This is a genomic window from Staphylococcus edaphicus (assembly GCF_002614725.1).
GTDB classification, from domain to species: Bacteria; Bacillota; Bacilli; order Staphylococcales; family Staphylococcaceae; genus Staphylococcus; species Staphylococcus edaphicus.
Window position 1 is genome coordinate 246,133 of sequence record NZ_MRZN01000001.1, and the last position, 22,908, is coordinate 269,040.

19 protein-coding genes and 1 other RNA gene are annotated in these 22,908 nt (G+C 33.1%); 18 read left to right on the plus strand and 2 right to left on the minus strand.

All coding sequences use genetic code 11. The features are described from left to right. Positions 1-13 precede the first annotated feature (13 nt). From yajC to BTJ66_RS01455, 11 genes are all read left to right on the plus strand, one after another. Positions 14-274, plus strand: a complete 261-nt coding sequence (gene yajC, locus BTJ66_RS01405; RefSeq protein ID WP_011302951.1) for a preprotein translocase subunit YajC — start codon at positions 14-16, stop codon at positions 272-274. Between the two features lie 403 nt (positions 275-677). Beyond that, entirely contained in the window at positions 678-2,954 is a 2,277-nt protein-coding gene (gene secDF, locus BTJ66_RS01410) for a protein translocase subunit SecDF (protein ID WP_099089213.1), read from the plus strand. Between the two features lie 193 nt (positions 2,955-3,147). Continuing rightward, positions 3,148-5,427 carry a single-stranded-DNA-specific exonuclease RecJ gene (gene recJ / locus BTJ66_RS01415; protein WP_099089214.1) on the plus strand — a complete coding sequence of 760 codons (2,280 nt, stop codon included), beginning with the start codon at positions 3,148-3,150 and terminating at the stop codon, positions 5,425-5,427. Between the two features lie 12 nt (positions 5,428-5,439). Beyond that, positions 5,440-5,958: an adenine phosphoribosyltransferase gene (locus BTJ66_RS01420; protein ID WP_099089215.1), complete on the plus strand. Its 519-nt coding sequence runs from the start codon at positions 5,440-5,442 to the stop codon at positions 5,956-5,958. Between the two features lie 310 nt (positions 5,959-6,268). After that, complete coding sequence (locus BTJ66_RS01425; RefSeq protein ID WP_099089216.1) at positions 6,269-8,458, plus strand: RelA/SpoT family protein; 2,190 nt, start codon at positions 6,269-6,271, stop codon at positions 8,456-8,458. 12 nt (positions 8,459-8,470) lie between these two features. Then, entirely contained in the window at positions 8,471-8,923 is a 453-nt protein-coding gene (dtd, locus tag BTJ66_RS01430; protein WP_099089217.1) for a D-aminoacyl-tRNA deacylase, read from the plus strand. Further along, on the plus strand, positions 8,920-9,795 hold the full coding sequence (locus tag BTJ66_RS01435) for an N-acetylmuramoyl-L-alanine amidase family protein (RefSeq protein ID WP_099089218.1): 876 nt from the start codon (positions 8,920-8,922) through the stop codon (positions 9,793-9,795). Before dtd ends, BTJ66_RS01435 begins: the two co-directional genes overlap by 4 nt. A gap of 327 nt (positions 9,796-10,122) precedes the next feature. Beyond that, the gene (hisS, locus tag BTJ66_RS01440) at positions 10,123-11,385 is read left to right on the plus strand and encodes a histidine--tRNA ligase (protein ID WP_099089219.1); all 1,263 of its coding nucleotides are present in this window, start codon (positions 10,123-10,125) and stop codon (positions 11,383-11,385) included. A 12-nt stretch (positions 11,386-11,397) separates the two neighbouring features. After that, entirely contained in the window at positions 11,398-13,164 is a 1,767-nt protein-coding gene (aspS, locus tag BTJ66_RS01445; RefSeq protein WP_099089220.1) for an aspartate--tRNA ligase, read from the plus strand. Between the two features lie 63 nt (positions 13,165-13,227). Beyond that, a non-coding RNA gene (gene ssrS / locus BTJ66_RS01450) (6S RNA) lies at positions 13,228-13,419 on the plus strand. Between the two features lie 138 nt (positions 13,420-13,557). Next, entirely contained in the window at positions 13,558-14,328 is a 771-nt protein-coding gene (locus tag BTJ66_RS01455) for a tRNA threonylcarbamoyladenosine dehydratase (protein ID WP_099089221.1), read from the plus strand. Positions 14,329-14,372: 44 nt separating this feature from the next. On the opposite strand, the gene BTJ66_RS01460 is transcribed toward BTJ66_RS01455, so the two are convergent. Further along, on the minus strand, positions 14,373-15,650 hold the full coding sequence (locus BTJ66_RS01460; RefSeq protein WP_099089222.1) for a replication-associated recombination protein A: 1,278 nt from the start codon (positions 15,648-15,650) through the stop codon (positions 14,373-14,375). 86 nt (positions 15,651-15,736) lie between these two features. Between BTJ66_RS01460 and cymR the strand changes: the two genes are divergently transcribed. The 3 genes from cymR to BTJ66_RS13610 all read left to right on the plus strand — a co-directional run bounded on the left by cymR (position 15,737) and on the right by BTJ66_RS13610 (position 16,667). Further along, positions 15,737-16,156 carry a cysteine metabolism transcriptional regulator CymR gene (gene cymR, locus BTJ66_RS01465; protein ID WP_099089223.1) on the plus strand — a complete coding sequence of 140 codons (420 nt, stop codon included), beginning with the start codon at positions 15,737-15,739 and terminating at the stop codon, positions 16,154-16,156. 127 nt (positions 16,157-16,283) lie between these two features. Next, complete coding sequence (locus BTJ66_RS01470; protein WP_099089224.1) at positions 16,284-16,466, plus strand: CsbD family protein; 183 nt, start codon at positions 16,284-16,286, stop codon at positions 16,464-16,466. A 36-nt stretch (positions 16,467-16,502) separates the two neighbouring features. Beyond that, on the plus strand, positions 16,503-16,667 hold the full coding sequence (locus BTJ66_RS13610) for a hypothetical protein (protein WP_167380371.1): 165 nt from the start codon (positions 16,503-16,505) through the stop codon (positions 16,665-16,667). A 213-nt stretch (positions 16,668-16,880) separates the two neighbouring features. Here BTJ66_RS13610 and BTJ66_RS01475 read toward each other — a convergent pair whose 3' ends face one another. Next, positions 16,881-17,879 (minus strand): LLM class flavin-dependent oxidoreductase, encoded by a 999-nt coding sequence (locus BTJ66_RS01475; protein ID WP_099089240.1) that lies wholly within the window; start codon positions 17,877-17,879, stop codon positions 16,881-16,883. Between the two features lie 280 nt (positions 17,880-18,159). Here BTJ66_RS01475 and sal point away from each other — a divergent pair, with 280 nt between their 5' ends. The 4 genes from sal to BTJ66_RS01495 all read left to right on the plus strand — a co-directional run bounded on the left by sal (position 18,160) and on the right by BTJ66_RS01495 (position 22,905). After that, entirely contained in the window at positions 18,160-19,791 is a 1,632-nt protein-coding gene (sal, locus tag BTJ66_RS01480) for a Sal family ABC-F type ribosomal protection protein (RefSeq protein WP_099089225.1), read from the plus strand. Between the two features lie 60 nt (positions 19,792-19,851). After that, complete coding sequence (locus BTJ66_RS01485) at positions 19,852-20,994, plus strand: cysteine desulfurase family protein (RefSeq protein ID WP_099089226.1); 1,143 nt, start codon at positions 19,852-19,854, stop codon at positions 20,992-20,994. Then, positions 20,995-22,107: a tRNA 2-thiouridine(34) synthase MnmA gene (gene mnmA, locus BTJ66_RS01490; RefSeq protein ID WP_099089227.1), complete on the plus strand. Its 1,113-nt coding sequence runs from the start codon at positions 20,995-20,997 to the stop codon at positions 22,105-22,107. Between the two features lie 132 nt (positions 22,108-22,239). Further along, entirely contained in the window at positions 22,240-22,905 is a 666-nt protein-coding gene (locus BTJ66_RS01495; protein ID WP_099089228.1) for a tetratricopeptide repeat protein, read from the plus strand. Positions 22,906-22,908: the final 3 nt, after the last annotated feature.

The following is a 22,908-nucleotide window of genomic DNA, read 5'->3' on the forward strand; positions in this document are numbered from 1 at the left end:
GAGAAATAAAATCATGCAATTTACTTCATTGATATTACCGATATTATTATTAGTATTAATGTGGTTCTTCTTAATTAGACCACAACAGAAAAAGGCTAAAGAGCATCGTGAAATGATTAGCCAAGTAAGCTCTGGACAACGCGTTACAACTATTGGCGGTATCAAAGGTACGGTACGTAGTGTGGATGAAACTACAGTTGTATTAACTTTAAATGGTAACGGTACAGAAATAACTCTAGAAAAACCAGCTATTAAACAAGTTGATCCTTCATAAATAAGTGTGAGAACTGATATACAAGTATCAGTTCTTTTTTTATAGGTTGATTCGTTAAGGTAATCAATATTTCTTCTTATTTAGTATTCATGTTTATAGAGCGCTATAATGACGTTATTTTTGAATGACATGAAAGACAAAATGAAGTATATACTTCATTTAATGTTATAAGTTAATTAATTATAGTTGATTACTCAAAACAGCATATTTTTTATGTATGATTGAATTTTTAACGCTTACAATTGAATTCACGATATTATTTTAGGTGAGTTAGTTTTTACACTCGATGTAATATGTTAAGATATATAAGGTCGTTTAGTAAATTTTTATAGTTTCATTAAACTTGCATTAATTCGTTTTAATCGAGTATTCTTAAAACATAAGCTTATAATGAGGTGTTCAAGTGAAGAAAAGTAGTAGAATAGTTGCGTTCATATTACTAGTAGTTCTGCTGTTTGCAGGCATGGGACTTACATATAAGAGCGTAGTTAAAGACGTTAACCTTGGATTGGACCTACAAGGTGGATTTGAAGTCTTGTATCAAGTAGATCCATTACAAAAAGATGATAAGATAGACGATAAAGCGGTTAAAGCTACGGCTAAAACGCTTGAAAATCGAGTCAATGTCTTAGGGGTTTCAGAACCTAAAATTCAAGTTGAAGATAAAAACAGAATTCGTGTGCAACTAGCAGGTGTAAAAAATCAATCTCAAGCACGGGATATCTTATCGTCACAAGCAAATTTAACAATTCGTGATGCAGACGATAATATCAAATTGACTGGTAAAGATATTCAACAAGGTTCTGCTAAACAAGAATTCAAACAGAACACGAATCAACCAGCCGTTACATTTAAATTAAAAGATAGTGACAAATTTAAAAAAGTAACAGAAGAAATTTCTAAAAAAGATGAAAATGTTATGGTAGTATGGTTAGATCATGAAAAAGGTGATACTTACCATAAAGAAATGAATAAAAAAGATCCTAAATACGTTTCAGCAGCCTCTGTAGATAAACCAATTAATTCTGATAGTGTTGAAATATCAGGTGGATTTAATGGTGAGGAAGGTGTAGAAAAAGCAAAACAAATTGCTGATTTACTAAATTCTGGTTCACTACCAGTGGACCTTAATGAAATATACTCTAATTCTGTTGGCGCACAATTTGGTCAAGATGCATTAGATAAAACTGTGTTAGCAGCTGCAATAGGTATTGCTGTGATTTATCTGTTTATGTTAGGTTTCTATCGTTTACCTGGTTTAGTTGCAGTAATTGCCTTAACTACTTATATTTATTTAACGTTAGTCGCGTTTAATTTTATTTCAGGTGTTTTAACACTTCCTGGTCTAGCGGCATTAGTTCTTGGGGTAGGTATGGCGGTCGATGCCAATATCATAATGTATGAACGGATAAAAGATGAATTAAAAATTGGTCGAACGCTTAAACAAGCATATAAAAAAGCGAATAAGAGTTCTTTCCTAACTATTGTCGATGCTCAGTTAACAACAGTTATCGCAGCAGCAGTATTATTCTTCTTTGGTGAAAGTTCAGTCAAAGGTTTCGCAACGATGTTACTATTAGGTATCCTAATGATTTTCGTTACGGCAGTATTCCTGTCAAGATGGTTACTATCGTTACTTATATCATCTAATTTCTTTAAAAAGTCCAATTGGTTATTTGGTGTAAGTAAGAAAAACATTCATCATGCGAACGAAGAAAAAGAAATACATGATTTGAAAACACCGTATGAACGTATTGACTTTATGAAATTAGCTAGACCATTATTAAGCTTAAGTGTGCTTATTATAATCATTGGTGCAATTATATTATTTATTTTCAAATTAAATTTAGGTATTGATTTTACAAGTGGTACACGCGTTGATTTTGAATCTAACAATAAAGTTGATGAAAATAAGGTTACACAAACACTAGAGGATAAAGGGTTTAAACCTGATCAAGTTTCCTTAGGTGAAAATGGCAAGAATGCTACTGTACAATTTAAGCACGATTTATCTAAAGATGAAGTTTCTAAAATACAAGATACAGTAGATCAATCATTTGGTAATAAACCAACTGTTAATACAGTTTCACCAGTAATAGGCCAAGAATTAGCGAAAAATGCAATGTTCGCACTGATATATGCAGCAATTGGTATCATTATTTATATTACATTTAGATTTGAATGGCGAATGGGCCTTTCATCTGTCCTTGCATTGCTACATGATGCATTTATGATTGTAGCTGTATTCAGTTTGTTTAGATTAGAAATTGATATTACATTTATTGCAGCTGTACTTACAATTATTGGTTACTCTATCAATGACACTATTGTTACGTTTGATAGGGTGCGAGAAAACTTACACAAAGTAAGAGTTATAACTAAAAATGAACAAATTGATGACATCGTTAATAGATCTATTCGTCAAACAATGACGCGTTCAATAAATACAGTTCTCACTGTAGTTATTGTAGTCATTGCATTATTGATTTTTGGGGCACCAAGTATCTTCAACTTCTCATTAGCGTTATTAATCGGCTTAATTACGGGTGTATTCTCATCTGTATTTATTGCAGTTCCGCTATGGGGTATTATGAAGAAACGCCAGCTTAAAAAATCAGACAATCATAAAATTATTGTTCACAAAGAGAAAAAATCAAATGAAGAGAAGATTTTAGTTTGATTCAATATAGCGCATTATTTAATAGCAACAACCTTCTACACAACATGTAGAAGGTTGTTTTTATAGATATTAATTAGTACATTAAAGTTATTATTAGCGGTATTTGGTTAATTGAATTTAGCTTTTAAATGGAACTACTTTTTATTTTCGAATTTCTTTTGTATAATGACTTGTGGAAATGAGGGAGAATAGTATGATTAAATCAAAATATACTTGGGACGTTAAATCGCCAGAAAATGAAATTACAGAGGATGTTTCATTAGATTTAAAACTAACTCCTATTGTAAAAAAAATATTAGAAAGTAAAGCAATTACTGATAAAGATGCCATAATTGATTTATTAAAAGGTGCTCAGAATATACATGATGCTATGTTAATGAGTGATATGGAAAGGGCTATAGAACGTATTAATTTAGCTATTGACCAAAATCAAAAAATCTTAGTCTATGGTGATTATGATGCAGATGGTGTAACCTCAACAACTATTTTAGTAGATACATTAAAATCATTGGGTGCACATGTTGGTTGGTATATCCCTAACCGTTTTTCAGAAGGATATGGTCCAAATGAGATGGCATTTAAAAATGCATATGAAGAAGATATTGCTTTAATCATTACAGTAGATAATGGGATACAAGGACATGATGAAATACAGATGATTCAAGATTTAGGTGTAGATGTTATTGTCACAGATCATCATGAAATTGGTAGAACAATGCCCAAAGCTTATGCTATAGTACATCCAATGCATCCTGACTTTGACTATCCTTTCAAGTACCTGTGTGGTGCAGGTGTCGCATATAAATTAGCGCAATGTTTATTAGATGAGCCACCAGCATATTTTCTAGGATTAGTAGCAATTGGAACAGTTGCAGACCTAGTTTCATTGACTGATGAAAACAGGACACTTGTCCAAAAGGGATTAGAAGTTCTAAATAACCATTGTCCTGCGTCAGTAAAAGCAATGCTCAAGCAAGCAGGCTATAATGATGTGATTACAGAAGAGACAATCGGATTTATTATTGGCCCTAGATTGAATGCTGTAGGTAGGCTTGAAGACGCTGCTTTAGCTGCTGAATTATTGATGACAACTAATGATGAAGAAGCAGCATTTTTAGCAGAGCAAGTTGAATTTTTTAATCAAGAACGTAAAGATATCGTTGCTCAAATTACCGAAGAGGCGCTAATTGCTGCAGAAGAACAAGTAAATCAAGGATCGAAGTTTTTACTGTTAGCACAAGCTGATTGGCATGAAGGTGTATTGGGAATTGTAGCATCTAAAATTGTAGAAACATATAATTTACCTACCTTAATTCTAAATATTGATGAAGGTCAAGACCATGCCAAGGGTTCAGCACGTAGTATAGAACAAGTTTCAATGTTTGAAATTTTAAATGCACATTCAGATTTAATTACAAAATTCGGTGGTCATCATATGGCTGCTGGTATTACGATGCCAATTGAAAATATCGAAGCATTAAGACAAGGGCTTAATGATTGGATGACACAATTAACATCTTCGATATCACTAGAGCCACACAAAAAAATTGATGTTAAAATTACAGAATCTGATATAACGATAAAGTATATTCAAGATATTGAAAGACTTAGACCATTTGGCACTGATTTTTCAAGCCCATGTTTTGAATTAGAAGGTATTATGGTTAATCAAGCTAAAGCGATTGGACAAGATAAAAAACATTTAAAATTGGTAATGGGTGAAAGCCAATTAACAGCAATATTTTGGCAAAATGGTCACCTTGTTAAAGAGTTAGGAGAACAACAACCAATTAATGTGATAGGAACACTTCAAATAAACGAATGGAATGGATTTCAGTCTCCACAGTTTATGATTCAAGATTTAGCCAGTAATAATTTACAAATATTAGATTATAGAAGTAAAAGTAAAGTGAGTGAATTTGACCAAAGTTCAAAACATGTTGCATATCTTATTCATAGTAAAAACAAAAAATTAGATACTAACTATTACTATTATGGTGACGCAATAGAACAATCTTATGAAAAGTACGTATTTTTAGATTTACCACCATCTGTTGACGCTCTGAAGACAACACTCAAAACGGTGGATATTTCACAGATATACCTAGTACTTAATCATGATCATTCAATATATTTTGAAGGTATGCCAAAAATGGAAACATTCAAAAAATGTTTTAAAGCTTTAGTAACCAAAAAAGAAACGGATTTAGCCAAAGAAGGTATGCAATTATCTCAATTTTTAAATGTACAACCTAGCATACTTAAATTCATGCTAAAAGTTTTTCTTGATTTAGAGTTTATAAAAGAGGAAAATGGAATAGTTAAGATGAATCATGTTTCAACAAAGCGAGACATAGCATCTAGTAAATATTATCAAGGAAGACTCGAGAGAATAGAAGTAGAAAAAATTCTACTTTATGATGATTTCACTAATTTAAAACAATGGATTAAAACTGAACTGGTTGATAAATAGGAGGAAGTTTGAATGGATTTGAAACAATATGTGTCTGAAGTTGAAGATTGGCCAAAACCGGGTGTGAATTTTAAAGATATTACTACAATCATGGATAATGGTGAAGCATATGGTTATGCAACCGATCAAATTGTAAATTATGCGAAAAATAGAGACGTAGATGTTATCGTCGGTCCAGAGGCACGTGGTTTTATTATCGGCTGTCCTGTGGCATATTCAATGGGCATTGGATTTGCTCCAGTACGAAAAGAAGGCAAACTTCCACGAGAAGTCATTCGCTATGAATATGATTTAGAGTATGGTACGAATGTATTAACGATGCACAAAGATGCTATAAGACCAGGACAACGCGTATTAATCACTGATGATTTGCTTGCTACAGGCGGAACAATTGAAGCGGCAATTAAGCTTGTAGAGAAACTAGGCGGTATTGTGGTTGGCATAGCATTCATTATTGAACTCAAATATTTGAATGGAATTGATAAAATTAAAGACTATGATGTTATGAGTCTAATCTCATATAAAAGTTAAATTATTTTAAAAATGAAGCCAGATATACACATTATGAGACATGTGTCATCTGGCTTTTTTATTTAAAACTATATAACTAAAGAAGTTTACTATACCTTAAATTGAATAATTTTAAATTGTATTTTTCCATTAGTATGGCATACGCATTTATTTATTTATTAACATGTAGTATTATATAACTATTATACAAAATTTGGCCAATTAACGTAAAAAATACGTTACAATCGTAATTAAATAAATGAATGAATGGAAGCTAAATATAAGACTGGGTATCTCATAGCGATAAATATTTAGTATAGGGGTGACTTAAGTGAACAATGAATATCCATATAGTGCAGATGAAGTACTATCCAAGGCAAAATCTTACTTATCAAAAGAAGATTATGAATTTGTATTAAAAAGTTATCATATAGCGTATGAAGCACATGAAGGCCAATTTCGAAAAAATGGATTACCTTATATTATGCATCCAATTCAAGTTGCAGGAATTTTAACAGAAATGCATTTAGATGGTCCAACAATAGTTGCCGGCTTTTTACATGATGTCATAGAGGATACGCCGTATACATTTGATGACGTGAAAGGCATGTTCAATGAAGAAATTGCAGTAATCGTCGAAGGTGTTACAAAATTAAAAAAAGTGAAATATCGATCAAAAGAAGAGCAACAAGCAGAAAATCATAGAAAATTATTTATTGCTATTGCTAAAGATGTACGTGTCATATTAGTTAAACTAGCTGACCGTTTGCATAATATGAGAACATTGAAAGCTATGCCAAGGGAAAAGCAAATCAGAATCTCTAAAGAAACACTAGAAATCTATGCACCATTAGCACATCGTTTAGGTATTAATACGATTAAATGGGAATTAGAAGATACAGCATTAAGATATACAGATTCTGTTCAATATTTCAGAATCGTTAATCTAATGAAAAAGAAACGCAGCGAAAGAGAAGAATACATTCAAAATGCGATTAACCAAATACAATCTGATTTAACGAATATGAATATTGTAGGAGATATTAATGGTCGTCCCAAACATATATACAGTATTTATAGAAAAATGGTCAAACAAAAGAAACAATTCGATCAAATATTTGATTTATTGGCAATTCGTATCATTGTCAATTCAATAAATGATTGTTATGCCGTATTAGGATTAGTACATACGCTATGGAAACCAATGCCTGGTAGATTTAAAGATTATATAGCAATGCCCAAGCAGAACATGTATCAGTCATTACATACTACAGTCGTAGGCCCAAATGGAGATCCATTGGAAATTCAAATTAGAACATTTGAAATGCATGAAATAGCAGAGCATGGTGTGGCAGCACATTGGGCTTATAAAGAAGGTAAGAAAGTTACCGAGAAGACTCAAAATTTCAATAATAAACTGAATTGGATTAAGGAATTAGCAGAAACTGATAATACGACGTCTGATGCGGAAGAGTTTATGGAGACGCTCAAATTTGATTTACAAAGTGATAAGGTATACGCTTTTACACCAGAAAGTGATGTTATAGAATTACCGTATGGTGCCGTCCCTATTGATTTTGCGTATGCAGTGCATAGTGAAGTAGGTAATAAAATGATTGGTTCAAAAGTAAATGGAAAAATCGAACCGATTGATTACATCTTACAAACTGGGGATATTGTTGAAATTAGAACAAGTAAACATTCTTATGGCCCAAGTAGAGATTGGTTGAAAATAGTTAAATCTTCAAGCGCCAAAAGTAAAATTCGCAGTTTCTTTAAAAAACAAGACAGATCTTCAAATATTGAAAAAGGTAAGTTCATGATTGAAGCGGAAATTAAGGATCAAGGATTTAGAGTTGATAGTGTACTAACAGAAAATAATATAGAAGTTGTAAATGATAAATATAATTTTGCAAATGAAGATGATTTGTTTGCTGCTGTTGGCTTTGGTGGTGTAACGGCCCTGCAAATTGTTAATAAATTAACTGAGAAACAACGTATTATTGATAAACAAAAAGCATTAAATGAAGCGCAAGAAATCACTAAATCAGTGCCAATCAAAGATGACATAACAACCGATAGTGGTGTATATGTAGAAGGTATTGAAAATGTCTTAATTAGATTATCAAAATGTTGTAATCCTATACCTGGAGATGATATCGTTGGTTATATCACTAAAGGTCATGGCATCAAGGTCCATCGAACTGATTGCCCAAATATCAAAAATGAAAAAGAAAGACTCATTCATGTTGAATGGGTGCGCTCCAAAGATTCGACACAACGTTATCAAGTAGATTTAGAAGTTTCTGCATACGATAGAAATGGGCTTTTAAATGAAGTGTTACAAGCAGTTAATTCTACGCATAGTAATTTAGTGAAGGTTTCAGGGCGTTCTGATATTGACAAAAATGCAGTGATTAATATTAGTGTTATGGTAAAAAACGTAAATGAAGTTTACCAAGTTGTAGATAAAATTAAACAACTCGGCGATGTATATACAGTCACTAGAGTTTGGAATTAGAGGTGCAACCAAATGAAAATCGTACTCCAAAGAGTTAAACAGGCTTCAGTCACGAATGACTCTGTAGAAAATAAAATAAAAAAAGGCTATTGTTTACTAGTTGGTGTTGGAAAAACATCTACCGAATCAGATAGTGCTGCAATAGCAAAAAAGATAGTTAATGCACGTTTGTTTGAAGATGCAGAAGGTAAATTAAATCTGAATTTACAACAAGTTAATGGTGAAATATTATCTATTTCGCAATTCACTTTATATGCAGATGTTAGGAAAGGAAATAGACCAGGATTTACACAATCGATGTCACCAGATCGAGCGAATGAATTATATGAACATTTCAATGATACATTACGTTCGTATGGTATTAATGTACAAACGGGTGAGTTTGGTACTGATATGCTTGTTGATATAGCCAATGATGGTCCTGTGACGATTATTTATGAAAGTCAGGATGGCAAAATCATATGAACAAATTCAATGCTTGGTTAGAAAAACATAGTCTTAGGAACTTCTCCACACTTATTGTTGTTGTTGCATTTGTACTATTTATATTTATAGTAATTGCTTTCTTAAATCATAATGATGAAGACAGTAGTACAATATATATTACTGAAGATGCCGAATTACGAACTGGACCTAGCGCTATTTATCCAGAAATTCATTCGATTGACAAAGGACAAAATTTCCAAAAAATAGGCAAAACTGGTAAATGGATAGAAGTTTTATCCAGTAATGGTAAAGATAAGGGTTGGGTGGCTGGTTGGCATACCAATTTAGATATTCAAGCAGATAAAAATGTCAATGCCAAAACTTTAAAAGATAAAACCATTGTACTTGATCCTGGTCATGGTGGCAGTGACCAGGGTGCATCAAGTAATACACATAAAAATAGTAAAGAGAAAGTATATACTTTAAAAACGGCTAAAGAATTAAAGGTGCTTCTTGAAAAAGAAGGTGCGAACGTAGATATGACGCGGGAGTCTGATACGTATGTCACACTTGATGACCGTAATATTAAAGGTGATGCTTATATTAGTATACATAATGATTCACTTAAATCATCCAAAGCAAACGGTAGCACAGTCTATTGGTTTAAAGATAATCAAAAACCATTGGCAGAAACCTTAAGTGCGAGTTTGCAGAAAAAAGCTTTATTAACTAATAAAGGTGCAAGACAAGAAAATTTCCAAGTATTGAGACAAACCAATGTACCAGCGGTATTATTAGAATTGGGTTATATAAGTAATCCGACAGATGAAGATATGATTACAGAAAAATTGCATCGTCATATAGTAGAACAAGCAATTATTGAAGGGCTGCGGGCCTACTTTTCAGAATAAAAAGCTTGCATAATTATGATAAAGTCGTTATCATAATATACGAATACTATATTAAAACCGATATGATTCTTGAAATTTTTATTTGAAATGGTAGCATTTTATATGTGAAGAGACATAATTCATGGCTGAAAAATTATGCAGAGTAAAGTAGAAATCTTTAACACAAGAACAGGTGCTTTATTAAAAGTCGAGTAGCGAGCGTTAATCGTATGAAGTGGGTTATAAATTTAACTTTTATAACCAATTAGGGTGGCAACACGGAAATTCGTCCCTTGTATGACTATAAGTCATGCAAGGGTTTTTTTATTGCATAAAAGGAGAGATTCTATGATCAATATACCTAGAGGGACGCAAGATATTTTACCAAAAGAAACTAAGAGATGGCGCTTTATAGAAGCAAGATTAGATGCACTAATGGAACTATACAATTACCAAGAAATTCGTACGCCTATTTTTGAGAGTACAGAATTATTTGCACGTGGCGTTGGTGATTCTACAGATGTTGTTCAAAAAGAAATGTACACATTTAAGGATAAAGGTGATCGGAGTATTACACTACGTCCAGAAGGTACTGCTGCAGTAGTTCGTTCCTACATTGAGAATAAAATGCAAGGCTTACCTAATCAACCGATTAAACTTTATTATAATGGCCCGATGTTTAGATATGAACGCAAACAAAAAGGCCGTTATCGTCAATTCACACAATTTGGTGTTGAAGCAATAGGTGCTGAAAACCCAGGGATCGATGCTGAAGTATTAGCAATGGCAATGCACATTTATCAATCTTTTGGACTAAAACATTTAAAACTAGTCATTAATAGTATTGGTGATATTGATACGCGCCAAGAGTATAATGATGCATTAGTTAAACATTTCGAACCAGTTATTGATGATTTTTGTAGTGATTGTCAAGCTAGGCTCCACACGAATCCAATGAGAATATTAGATTGTAAAATAGACAAAGATAAAGAAGCAGTAAAAACTGCGCCAAGGATCACAGAATTTTTAAATGAATCATCTAAACAATATTATGCCGAGGTAAAACAACACTTGGATGATTTAGAAGTACCGTATGTGGAAGATCCAAATTTAGTGAGAGGACTCGATTATTATACACATACAGCATTTGAGTTAATGATCGATAACCCAAATTACGATGGTGCAATTACAACGTTATGTGGTGGCGGACGTTATAATGGCCTATTGGAACTTTTGGATGGCCCAAGTCAAACTGGTATAGGATTTGCATTAAGTATCGAAAGATTACTACTAGCGCTTGACGAAGAAAACATAGCATTAGATGTCGATTATGACTTTGATTTATTTATTGCTACTATGGGAGATGAAGCAGATCGCTTTGCTGTTAAAATACTTAATGATTTACGTAAAAACGGTGTTAAAGCAGATAAAGATTATCTACAACGTAAAGTTAAGGGACAAATGAAACAGGCAGATCGATTGAACGCGAATTATACAATTGTCATCGGTGAACAAGAATTACAAGAAAATAAAATTAATATTAAAAATATGCAATCAGGTGACAGTGAAACCATCGTTTTAGATAAATTAGTAGATTACTTTACAAAATAGGGAGAAGATAATATGAGTAAACGCACAACATATTGTGGTTTAGTAACCGAATCATTATTAGACCAAGAAGTAACATTGAAAGGTTGGGTACACAATCGTAGAGACTTAGGCGGATTAATTTTCGTTGATTTACGTGACCGTGAAGGATATGTTCAGATAGTATTTAATCCTGATTTTTCTGAAGACGCACTAAAAATAGCTGAAACAGTTAGATCAGAATATGTTGTAGAGGTAAAAGGGTTAGTTAAAAAACGTGACCCACAAACAGTAAACCCTAAAATTGCAACTGGGCAAGTAGAGGTACAGGTATCTGACATTAATATTATTAATAAATCTGAAACACCTCCTTTTGCCATTAATGAAGAAAATCAAAACGTAGATGAAAACATTCGATTAAAATATAGATACCTTGACTTAAGACGTCAAGAATTGGCACAAACTTTTAAAATGAGACATCAAACGACACGTGCTATAAGACAATATTTAGATAAAGAAGGATTTTTTGATATTGAAACACCAGTTTTAACTAAATCAACGCCCGAAGGTGCACGTGATTACCTAGTACCATCTCGTGTGCATGATGGTGAATTTTACGCATTGCCACAATCACCACAAATTTTTAAACAGTTGCTAATGATTAGTGGTTTTGATAAATACTATCAAATTGTTAAATGTTTCCGTGATGAAGATTTACGTGCTGACCGCCAACCTGAATTTACACAAGTCGATATCGAAATGAGTTTTGTTGATCAAGAAGACGTTATGGATATGGGTGAAGAAATGTTGCACAACGTCGTAAAAGATGTGAAAAATATTGAAATTCCACGTCCATTCCCAAGAATGACATATAGCGAAGCGATGGAACGTTTTGGTTCCGATAAACCAGATACACGTTTTGATATGGAATTAATTAATGTATCAGAACTTGGGCACGAAATGGACTTTAAAGTATTTAAAGATGCAGTAAACAATGATGGACAAGTTAAAGCTATTGTCGCGAATGGGGCAGCTGATCAATATACTAGGAAAGACATTGATGTCTTGACTGAATTTGTAAACATTTACGGCGCGAAAGGGTTGGCCTGGGTTAAAGTAGTTGATGATGGCTTGAGTGGCCCAATCGCTAGATTCTTTGATTCAGCACATGTAGAAAAATTACAGACACTTACACACGCTCAAGCTGGTGATTTAGTATTATTTGTTGCTGACAAACCTAATGTAGTAGCACAAAGTCTAGGTGCGCTAAGACTGAAACTTGCAAAGGAATTAGATTTAATAGATGAATCTAAACTAAATTTCTTGTGGGTAACGGATTGGCCTTTGCTTGAATATGATGAAGACTTAAAACGTTATACTGCAGCGCATCATCCTTTCACTGCACCTAAACAAGAAGATATAGAAAAATTAGATAATGAACCTGAAAATGCACAAGCGAATGCTTATGATGTTGTACTAAATGGTTATGAACTGGGCGGTGGATCAATCAGAATTCATAATGCAGAGCTACAATCAAAAATGTTTGAAGTCTTAGGTTTTACTGAAGAACAGGCTCAGGAACAATTTGGTTTCTTACTTGATGCCTTTAAATATGGCGCGCCTCCACATGGCGGTATTGCATTAGGTTTAGATCGTTTAGTCATGTTACTAACAGGTCGTACGAATTTAAGAGATACAATTGCTTTCCCTAAAACAGCTTCAGCCACATGTCTGTTAACGGATGCACCAAGTGAAGTTTCTGAAAGTCAACTAGAAGAACTATCATTGCGTATACGTCATTAATGCATGTGAGAAGTTATAATTCTTGCTATATTTAAATATTGTGTTATGATTATTCCATAAGATAGTCATCTGTAGTGTTCGTAAGTTTGCTTCATATTTGGGCCTAACACTCTTTGATCCGGGAGCCCAATGGGTTTTCTTGCAGCGCACACGCCTCAATTAGGAGGACTTGCAAAACAAGAAACAGGGCACCCACCTGTTATAAGCAGGCCGAATGATCAAGCATTTTATAACTACGGCACTAACGGACTCTATCGGTACGCAAGACTTCGGTCTTGCGTATTTTTTTGATATCAATTTATTATGTATAAACTTATGAACTCACATATATTATTAAAATGAATTTTTGGTTTTGAGTTAGATTAAATATTTATATTTATTAAGGAGCATGACATGAAACACCAATTTTCAAGAAATGAATTAGCCTATGGCCAAGAAGGTTTGGATTTATTAAAACAAAAAACAGTCGTTATTTTGGGTGTCGGAGGTGTAGGCTCATTTGCAGCTGAAGCTCTTGCACGTACGAATATTGGACACATCATACTTATAGATAAAGATGATGTTGATATTACAAATGTGAATAGACAAATTCACGCTTTGACAACGACAATAGGACAAAGTAAAGTGACATTGATGGAAGAACGTATTAAGCTCATTAATCCTGATTGTAAAGTAACATCATTGCACATGTTTTATACAGAAGACACATACGAAGAATTATTTAACAATTACGATATCGATTATTTTGTTGATGCAAGTGATACAATTATGTATAAAGTTCACTTGATGCATGAGTGTTTAAATAGAGGTATATCTGTAATTTCAAGTATGGGAGCTGCAAATAAAACAGATCCAACAAAATTTCAAATAGCGGATATTTCTGAAACATATATGGATCCAATGGCTAAAATCATTCGTAGGAAATTAAAAAAATTAGGCATTCATAAAGGGATACCAGTCGTCTTTTCAGATGAGAGTCCAATTGTAATTAGGGAAGATGTTAAAGATACAGTTGGCGATGCTAATGCATCAACAAGAAAAGCACAGATTCCACCTTCCTCTAATGCATTTGTACCAAGTGTAGTAGGGTTAATTTGTGCAAGTTATGTAGTAAATAACATTTTAAAAGATATTCCCGTAACGAGAATAAAAGATAAAAAATAATTTATATAAAAATAAAGCCTAAGACAATATTCATGTCTTAGGCTTTATTTTTTATGTTGTGATTGATTTATGTTATCAAATACAGTCTTAAATTGTTGTTCGGTTTTTGATGTGCTTTTTGGTTCATAGTAAATTCTGTTTTTTAATTTATCTGGTAGATATTGTTGCACAACAAAGCCATTTTCATAATTATGTGGATATTTATAGCCAATAGACCGGCCGAGCTCTTTTGCACCAGCATAATGACCATCTTTTAAATGATCTGGAATTTGGCCGATATGTCCTTTCCTAATATCAGAAAGTGCAGCATCAATGGCAGCAATACCTGAGTTCGATTTTGGAGATAAACAAAGCTCGATGACTGCTTGGCTCAATGGAATTCTGGCTTCAGGGAAACCTAATCGTTCTGCTGATTCAATTGCAGCGAGTGTTCGCTGTCCTGCACTTGGAGAAGCCAGGCCGATATCTTCAAAACTAATCACTAACAATCTTCTTACGATGGTTGGCAAATCTCCAGCTTCAATTAAGCGTGCAAGATAATGTAAAGCAGCATTCACATCACTACCACGAATTGATTTTTGAAAAGCACTCATAACATCGTAATGCATGTCTCCATCCTTGTCGCTTACAAAAGCACCTTTTTGTAGACAATCTTTTGCATCTTGTAAAGTAATATGACGCTGATTATTAGTAGTTTCTGAACTTAAGACAGCGAGTTCTAATGCATTTAATGCACTTCTTACATCACCTTGGCTTTGTGTAGTGAAATAAGCCATCGCATCTTCATCAACGTTAGGATTGTAATTAGCTAAACCTCTTTCGGAATCATTTAAAGCTCTATCGAGTGAAACCCTGACATCATTTTCATCTAGGGGATATAATTCAAATATTTGAGCACGAGAGCGAATAGCCGGATTTATGGCATGATATGGATTTGATGTCGTCGCACCGATTAATACGATTTTTCCATTTTCTAAGTGTGGCAATAAAAAATCTTGCTTAGCTTTATCTAATCGATGAATTTCATCTAGTAACAAAATAACTTGTCCAGACATTTTGGCTTCTTCTACGATAAGTTGCATATCTTTTTTAGTATTAGTTACAGCATTTAATTGTCTGAATTTAAATTGTGTACTCCCAGAAATAGCTTTAGCAATACTTGTCTTACCAATTCCTGGAGGTCCATAAAATATCATTGATGATAGTCTTTTAGTTTCAACCATTCTTCTAATAATACCTTTTGGTCCAACCAAATGTCCTTGTGAAATGATTTCATCAATATTACTTGGTCGCATTCTTGACGCTAATGGTTCGTTTGTCACAATCTTTCACACCTTTCTAATTCTATATTAACTTAAAAAATGATAGAATGTTAATATATAGTATTCGAATTAAGTGAGGTAATGTAATGAAAATTTCAACTAAAGGAAGATATGGGTTAACACTTATGATATCTCTTGCTAAAAAAGAAGGTCAAGGGTGTGTATCATTAAAATCTATAGCAGAAGAAAATAGTTTGAGTGATCTGTATCTAGAACAATTGGTCGGTCCATTGAGAAATGCTGGATTAATTCGAAGTGTTCGTGGTGCAAAAGGTGGTTATCAATTAAGAGTTCCATCTGAAGAAATAACAGCGGGTGATATTATTCGTTTGTTAGAAGGTCCTATCACATTTGTAGAAAGCATAGATTCAGAACCACCGGCACAAAAACAACTTTGGATTAGGATGAGAGATGCAGTAAGAGAAGTACTAGATAATACATCATTAAAATATTTAGCTGAATATAAAGAAACAAATAATTTAGATGGATATATGTTTTATATTTAACAGATAATTAATACTATTTAATAGTATTTGATTAACTTTTTGTGGGAAATGAAAAAAATCTATATTTTCGTGTTTAATTACTAAATATGGTGGTATAGGTAATATATATCGTAAGGAGGTAATCATTATGGCAGACGAAAATAAATTTGAACAAGCAAAAGGTAATGTGAAAGAAACAGTTGGTAACGTTACTGACAATAAAGATTTAGAAAATGAAGGTAAAGAAGATAAAACTTCTGGTAAAGCTAAAGAGTTTGTAGAAAATGCAAAAGATAAAGCAAACGACGTTATTGATAAATTCAAAAAATAGTTTTTACTTATTCTTTAGTTTAAAGGAGCGATTTACATGGCTGAAAATTTCTTAAACAAAGCAAAAGAAGCAGCAAAAAACGTATCAGATAAATTAAAAGATACAGATAACGAGAAAGCAAAACAAGCATCTGAACAAATCGATAAATTCACTGGTGGCAGTGACAACGATAATAAAGATGATAAAAAAGACGAGAAATAAAGTTTTGTTAATTTGGTTAAAGCAAAGCACAACTTACTTGAAGGTAAGTTGTGCTTTTTGCGATTGTATTGATAGAGGGTGTGGGAAATCATATTCCTTTTAAAAAACGAATTTGCAATTAAATATTAGTAGATGAAACAACAGAAATTTTTACTTAAGATACCTCTAGTTCTACTTAATTGAGAAATTTAAGTGTATTAATTTACATCAAGATTATAAAGCATTGATTACTTTTTTTAATTTACGGTAAGATTCAACCTGCGCTTCTTGGTCATAGATATAGCTGATTGCCATCAATTCATCTATTTCACCATGTTCTTCGATGAATGAACTTAATTTAGCTTTTACTGTTTCTTCTGAGCCAATTAATGATTGTCCCATTCTTTGTTTGGCTAATTCATATTCAGTAGGCGTTAATAAACCTCTTAAATCATCTGTCGGTGGCTGAACAGGTTGCATTCTACCTCTCGTGATACTGACCATCACTTGTGCTTGAGTTGTTGATAGGTATTCAGCTTGTTCATCTGTATCAGCGACAATAGCATTTAGGCAAACAATAACATAAGGCTCACTTAATATTTCAGATGGTTCAAATAGCTCTTTATATATTTCTATGGCATCTTTCATTTGTTGAGGTGCAAAATGACCTGCAAAAACATAGGGTAGTCCTTTACGTGCAGCTAAGTGTGCTGAATCTGTAGAAGAACCAAGAATATAAAGGGGTACATTTTTGTTAACCGCAGGATATGCACGCACGTATGCTTGTTTATTTGCTGGGCCGAAGTAAGTTGCAAGTTGTTCAACTTCTTCAGGAAATTCATAAACGCCATTATGTTGATCTCTACGTAATGCGCTAGCGGTCATCATATCTGTACCTGGTGCACGTCCTAAGCCTAAATCAACTCGATTTGGAAATACCGTTTCCATAGTACCGAATTGTTCAGCTACGACTAAAGGTGCATGATTTGGTAGCATGATACCACCAGAACCAACGCGTATTTTTGAAGTATGTTCTAATGTATGTTGAATTAATAATGCAGTTGCTGAGCTTACTAGATTAGGTGCATTATGATGTTCGGCAATCCAATATCGTTCATAATCTAATGTTTCTAATTTTTGTGCTAATGTTACCATATCTTCTATCGCATTCTGGTCATCCTGACCTTCGCGAATCGGTACTAAATTAAGTGCCGATAACTTTAAACTTTTCATTTGCAACATAATCCTCCTTCAGATAACTAATATAATGAAGTATAACAGTGCATATTAAACTTGCGTAAGAAATTGCTCATTGTTATAATAAATAAAATTAAAATGTTAGGTGGCATAAGAAAAATACTATGGACAAGACTCATAAAGTAATTAATAAACGAAATCGAGAACATAAACTTATATGGGATATGTCTATGTCTAAATAGTATTTTGTATAAAACGAGATTTATACAGTTATAATGTTTAAAGATGTGTCATATCCGTTGAGAGGAGTAATGATATGTCTTTTTATTTTTCACTAAAGCCGTTCGAACAGTTCGGTAGAGTATTAATAAATGAAGTAAATATTGAAGTTGAACCAGGAGAACATATTGCAATAATTGGTGATAATGGTGTCGGTAAGTCAACGTTGTTAAATGCTATGCATTCAAAATTTTCAAATCAGTCATATTTAATGAAACAAGATTTAACTGATGTGTTAAATGAAACCGGGATAGACTTTATTATCTCTGTTTTTCCAAAAGTTGCAGCGTTGCGAATGAAGATTGAAAATGATTATGACAAGATAGGCGACTACATTGCTTTAAGTGGCTATGAAATCGAACAAAAAATAATCACTCTTGCAAAACGTTTCAATCTCAGCGAACAAGATTTGAATAAACCAATTCAATTATTAAGCGGTGGACAACAAACAAGTGTCGCTTTGGTAAGAGCCTTCATATCTGAAAAAGCGTTCATAATGTTAGATGAACCTACAAATCATCTTGATCAGGACAGGTTAAATGACTTAATATCAGCAATTAATAAATCTAAGCAAACGATAGTTTATGTTTCACATCATAGAGGTTTTATCAATCAAACTGCTAGTCATGTATATGAAATTACGGATAAAGAAACTAGAAAGTTTAAAGGTAATTATAATCAGTATAAAGTAGTTAAGGATTTAGAACTCCAATCACAATACAAAGCCTATGAAAAGCAACAAAAAGAAGTTAAGGCACTGGAAGAGTCAATACAACGTATCAATGAATGGCACGCATCCGCCAAAGCGTCGGCAAGTGTTCGTGATCCAAATCAACAAAAACGCCTTAGCAAACTTGCACAAAAAGCCAAGATGAAAAAGTCTCAATTAGAACATAAAATAAACGATAAACAATTACTTGCTCCAGAACATGATGATAAGAATTATTATTTTAAGGATTCACAGCAATTTCGTAAACGCGTTTTAGTGAAATTTGATAGCGTATCTAAATGCGCTGACCAAAAAATAATTTATAATGCGATTGATTTTGAAATAAAAAATGAAGAAAATATTTTGTTAACAGGATCTAATGGTAGTGGGAAATCATTATTAATTGCACTCATAAGGCAGAAAGTCAAACCTGATGAAGGTCGTGTTTATATAACACCCTCGTTAAAAATTGCTTGTTTTGACCAACAAAATAATAATTTAAATTATAATCAATCTCCATTAGATATGGTGTTATCACTCGAGCACATGACGCGTAGTAATGCACAAACGATATTAGCGTCCTTTGGATTTAATAAAGATAAAATCCATCAGACGATTCGTACGTTATCCATGGGTGAAAAAGGAAGATTACAATTTGTACTTTTATATTTTTCAAACCCCAATTTACTTATACTTGATGAACCAACTAATTATTTTGATATTGCAACACAAGACTTAATATTAAATATGATTGAGGGATTTAAAGGGCAAGTATTTATTGTTACACATGATACGTATTTGCAAACACATTTTAAGGCGACGCATTGGACAATTAAAAATAAACAACTGATAAATGTTACAATGAATAGTAATCATAAAATCAATATGGAAAACACAGTGCAATTATTAAAGGATTTTAAAAATATTGATGAAAATGGTCATTATGAAACAGACAAGTAGAAAAATAATATATATGGTGCTATTATTGGAACATTGATTAAAACATAAGGAGTGTCTAACATGGAAGTATATGCAGATTATGCTGCAACAACACCCGTCAAACAAGAAGTGATTGATAAAATGATGGAAGTATATTCAGTGCATTTTGGTAATCCATCTTCGATTCATAGTATGGGTAGAGATGCAAGAAAATACTTAGACGATGCACGTCGTTCAATAGCTAAATCATTTAATGCCAAACCTAGTGAAATCGTCTTTACAAGTGGTGCAACTGAATCTAATAACACTGCGATAAAAGGGATAGCATATGAACATATGCATAAGGGTAAGCATATCATTACAACTAAGATTGAACATCATTCGGTACTCCATGTATTTGAACAACTTGAAAAAGAAGGTTTTGAAGTTACTTATTTAGACGTGGATAAACAAGGTCTAGTTGATCTTAATCAATTAAGCAATGCGCTTACAGATGAAACGATTTTAGTTTCAATTATGTTTGTTAATAATGAAGTTGGTACAGTTGAACCAATGTATGATATAGATGAAATCGTTTCTCAAACGGGTGCATTATTCCATGTTGATGCAGTTCAGGCTGTAGGGCATTTAGAAATAGATTTTCATGAATTTAATATTGATGCAATGAGTATAACTGCACATAAATTTGGTGGACCTAAGGGCGTAGGCGTGCTTTTATTAAAAGATGATGCCACATTGAAAAATCAACAATTAGGTGGAGAGCAAGAAGCGAAGCGTAGAGCTGGTACTGAGAATGTACCACAAATTGTTGGCTTAGCCGAAGCAGTTAAGTTAGCAAATGAATATCTAGATGAAAACAATGTACATCTAATGAATTTAAAGAATTTATTTTTGGTATCATTACAAGAGCGCTCCGTACCATTCGAACTAAATGGTTCGATGACAAATTCGACTGGACATATTATTAATTTATTTCTACCTTTTATAGATGTAGAAACGATGCTTACACTATTAGACTTATCTAATATTTATGTATCCTCAGGCTCGGCATGTACAGCAGGTTCTACGATACCTTCACATGTGTTGCAAGCGATGTATAGTAACGATGAGCGAGCAAAGCATTCAGTTAGATTTTGCTTTAACGAACAAACAACCGAACAAGAGGTTAAATATATAGCTACAGAAATACACAAAATTTATCATAAATTTAAGGAGGAAATATAGTTGTCAAATAAAGATATACGTGTAGTTGTTGGCATGTCAGGCGGCGTAGATAGTTCAGTTACGGCACACATATTGAAAGAACAAGGATACGACGTCATTGGCATATTTATGAAAAATTGGGATGACACGGATGAAAATGGCGTTTGTACTGCAACTGAAGATTATAATGATGTTATCGCTGTATGTAATCAAATTGGCATTCCATATTATGCAGTTAATTTTGAAAAAGAATATTGGGATAAAGTATTTACTTATTTCTTAGACGAATATAAAAAAGGGCGAACTCCAAATCCAGATGTAATGTGTAATAAAGAGATTAAATTCAAGGCATTTTTAGAACATGCACTAAAACTTGGCGCGGACTTTGTGGCAACAGGGCATTATGCACGCGTGCGTCGTCATGAAGATGGTCACGTTGAAATGTTACGAGGTGTCGATAATAATAAGGACCAAACTTATTTCTTAAATCAATTATCTCAAACACAATTATCTCATGTAATGTTTCCAATAGGAGATATTGAGAAAAGCGAAGTACGTCGAATTGCTGAAGAACAGGATTTAGCTACTGCTAAAAAGAAAGATTCAACTGGAATTTGTTTCATTGGTGAACGTAATTTTAAAACGTTCTTATCACAATATCTACCAGCGCAAAGTGGTGAAATGCGTACACTAGAAGGTGAGAAAATAGGCACACATGCTGGTTTAATGTATTATACGATTGGTCAACGTCATGGTTTAGGTATTGGTGGCGATGGAGATCCATGGTTTGTAGTAGGTAAAAATTTAACGGACAATGTTTTATATGTGGAACAAGGTTTCCATCATGAAGCGTTATATAGCGATTACCTTATTGCATCTGATGTTTCATTTGTAAATGATGTGGATTTAGAAAACGGCTTTAAATGTACAGCCAAATTTAGATATCGTCAAAAAGATACGAAAGTATTTGTGAAAAGAGAAAATGATAATGCAATACGCGTTATATTTGATGAAGCAGTACGCGCGATTACACCAGGTCAATCTGTAGTATTGTATGATGGAGATATTTGTTTAGGTGGCGCAACAATTGATGATGTGTATAAAGAATCAGGTCAATTAAGTTACGTCGTATAAATACTTCACATGTATTTTAATTGAAATCGTTAGTAGACTATTTAAGATAGGAACTAGCGATTTTTTTTGAAAATTGATATTTCAAATATTCCGCCAAATGTTATAATTAAAAGTCAGAAATGAGGGATAGAAATGGATCAAGAACACATTTATCAATTAATTAAGCAAGGTAATTTTGAAGAAGCACTCAAAGCATTATTTGAAAATATAGAAGCAAATCCAAAAGAAGTAGAAAATTACATAAATGCTGGCATCTTATTGGCAGAAGCGAGGGAGGTAGACAAAGCGGAGAAATTCTTTCAACGTGCGATTACCTTAGACCCACAAAATGGAGCTATCTACTACAACCTCGGAAACGTATATTATAACGAAGGTCGCTTTAAAGAAGCGATTAAGTTATATCAACAGGCATTGAAATTTAATGTAGATATAGTAGATACTAACTATATGATAGGTATGTCATTTAATCAATTAGAAGCATATAAAGAAGCTTTACCTTTTTTAATGACTGCAGCGGAACAGGACAATCGACAAGATGTTGAGGCTCAATTTCAATATGGTCTCGTACTTTGCCATTTAGAAATGTTTGAGCAAGCGATCAAACAACTGAAATATGTGTTAGAAATTGATGAAAAGCATTCAGATGCACTATATAATTTAGGTTTAGCAACATACATGCAAACAGAAGATACAGCTAAAGCGATACAATACTTTGAAGATGCTGTAGCAACAAATCCAGAGCATGTTATGAGTCAACATGCTATAAAGACTTTTAAAGCTATTGCAGAGGAGGAATAACTG

Excerpts from the sequence above, each read along its gene's own strand:
- yajC (WP_011302951.1), top strand. The coding sequence starts at position 14 with ATGCAATTTACTTCATTGATATTACCGATATTATTATTAGTATTAATG.
- recJ (WP_099089214.1), top strand. The coding sequence starts at position 3,148 with ATGATTAAATCAAAATATACTTGGGACGTTAAATCGCCAGAAAATGAA.
- BTJ66_RS01420 (WP_099089215.1), top strand. The coding sequence starts at position 5,440 with ATGGATTTGAAACAATATGTGTCTGAAGTTGAAGATTGGCCAAAACCG.
- dtd (WP_099089217.1), top strand. The coding sequence starts at position 8,471 with ATGAAAATCGTACTCCAAAGAGTTAAACAGGCTTCAGTCACGAATGAC.
- BTJ66_RS01435 (WP_099089218.1), top strand. The coding sequence starts at position 8,920 with ATGAACAAATTCAATGCTTGGTTAGAAAAACATAGTCTTAGGAACTTC.
- hisS (WP_099089219.1), top strand. The coding sequence starts at position 10,123 with ATGATCAATATACCTAGAGGGACGCAAGATATTTTACCAAAAGAAACT.
- aspS (WP_099089220.1), top strand. The coding sequence starts at position 11,398 with ATGAGTAAACGCACAACATATTGTGGTTTAGTAACCGAATCATTATTA.
- BTJ66_RS01455 (WP_099089221.1), top strand. The coding sequence starts at position 13,558 with ATGAAACACCAATTTTCAAGAAATGAATTAGCCTATGGCCAAGAAGGT.
- cymR (WP_099089223.1), top strand. The coding sequence starts at position 15,737 with ATGAAAATTTCAACTAAAGGAAGATATGGGTTAACACTTATGATATCT.
- BTJ66_RS01470 (WP_099089224.1), top strand. The coding sequence starts at position 16,284 with ATGGCAGACGAAAATAAATTTGAACAAGCAAAAGGTAATGTGAAAGAA.
- BTJ66_RS13610 (WP_167380371.1), top strand. The coding sequence starts at position 16,503 with ATGGCTGAAAATTTCTTAAACAAAGCAAAAGAAGCAGCAAAAAACGTA.
- BTJ66_RS01475 (WP_099089240.1), bottom strand. The coding sequence starts at position 17,879 with ATGAAAAGTTTAAAGTTATCGGCACTTAATTTAGTACCGATTCGCGAA.
- sal (WP_099089225.1), top strand. The coding sequence starts at position 18,160 with ATGTCTTTTTATTTTTCACTAAAGCCGTTCGAACAGTTCGGTAGAGTA.
- BTJ66_RS01485 (WP_099089226.1), top strand. The coding sequence starts at position 19,852 with ATGGAAGTATATGCAGATTATGCTGCAACAACACCCGTCAAACAAGAA.
- BTJ66_RS01495 (WP_099089228.1), top strand. The coding sequence starts at position 22,240 with ATGGATCAAGAACACATTTATCAATTAATTAAGCAAGGTAATTTTGAA.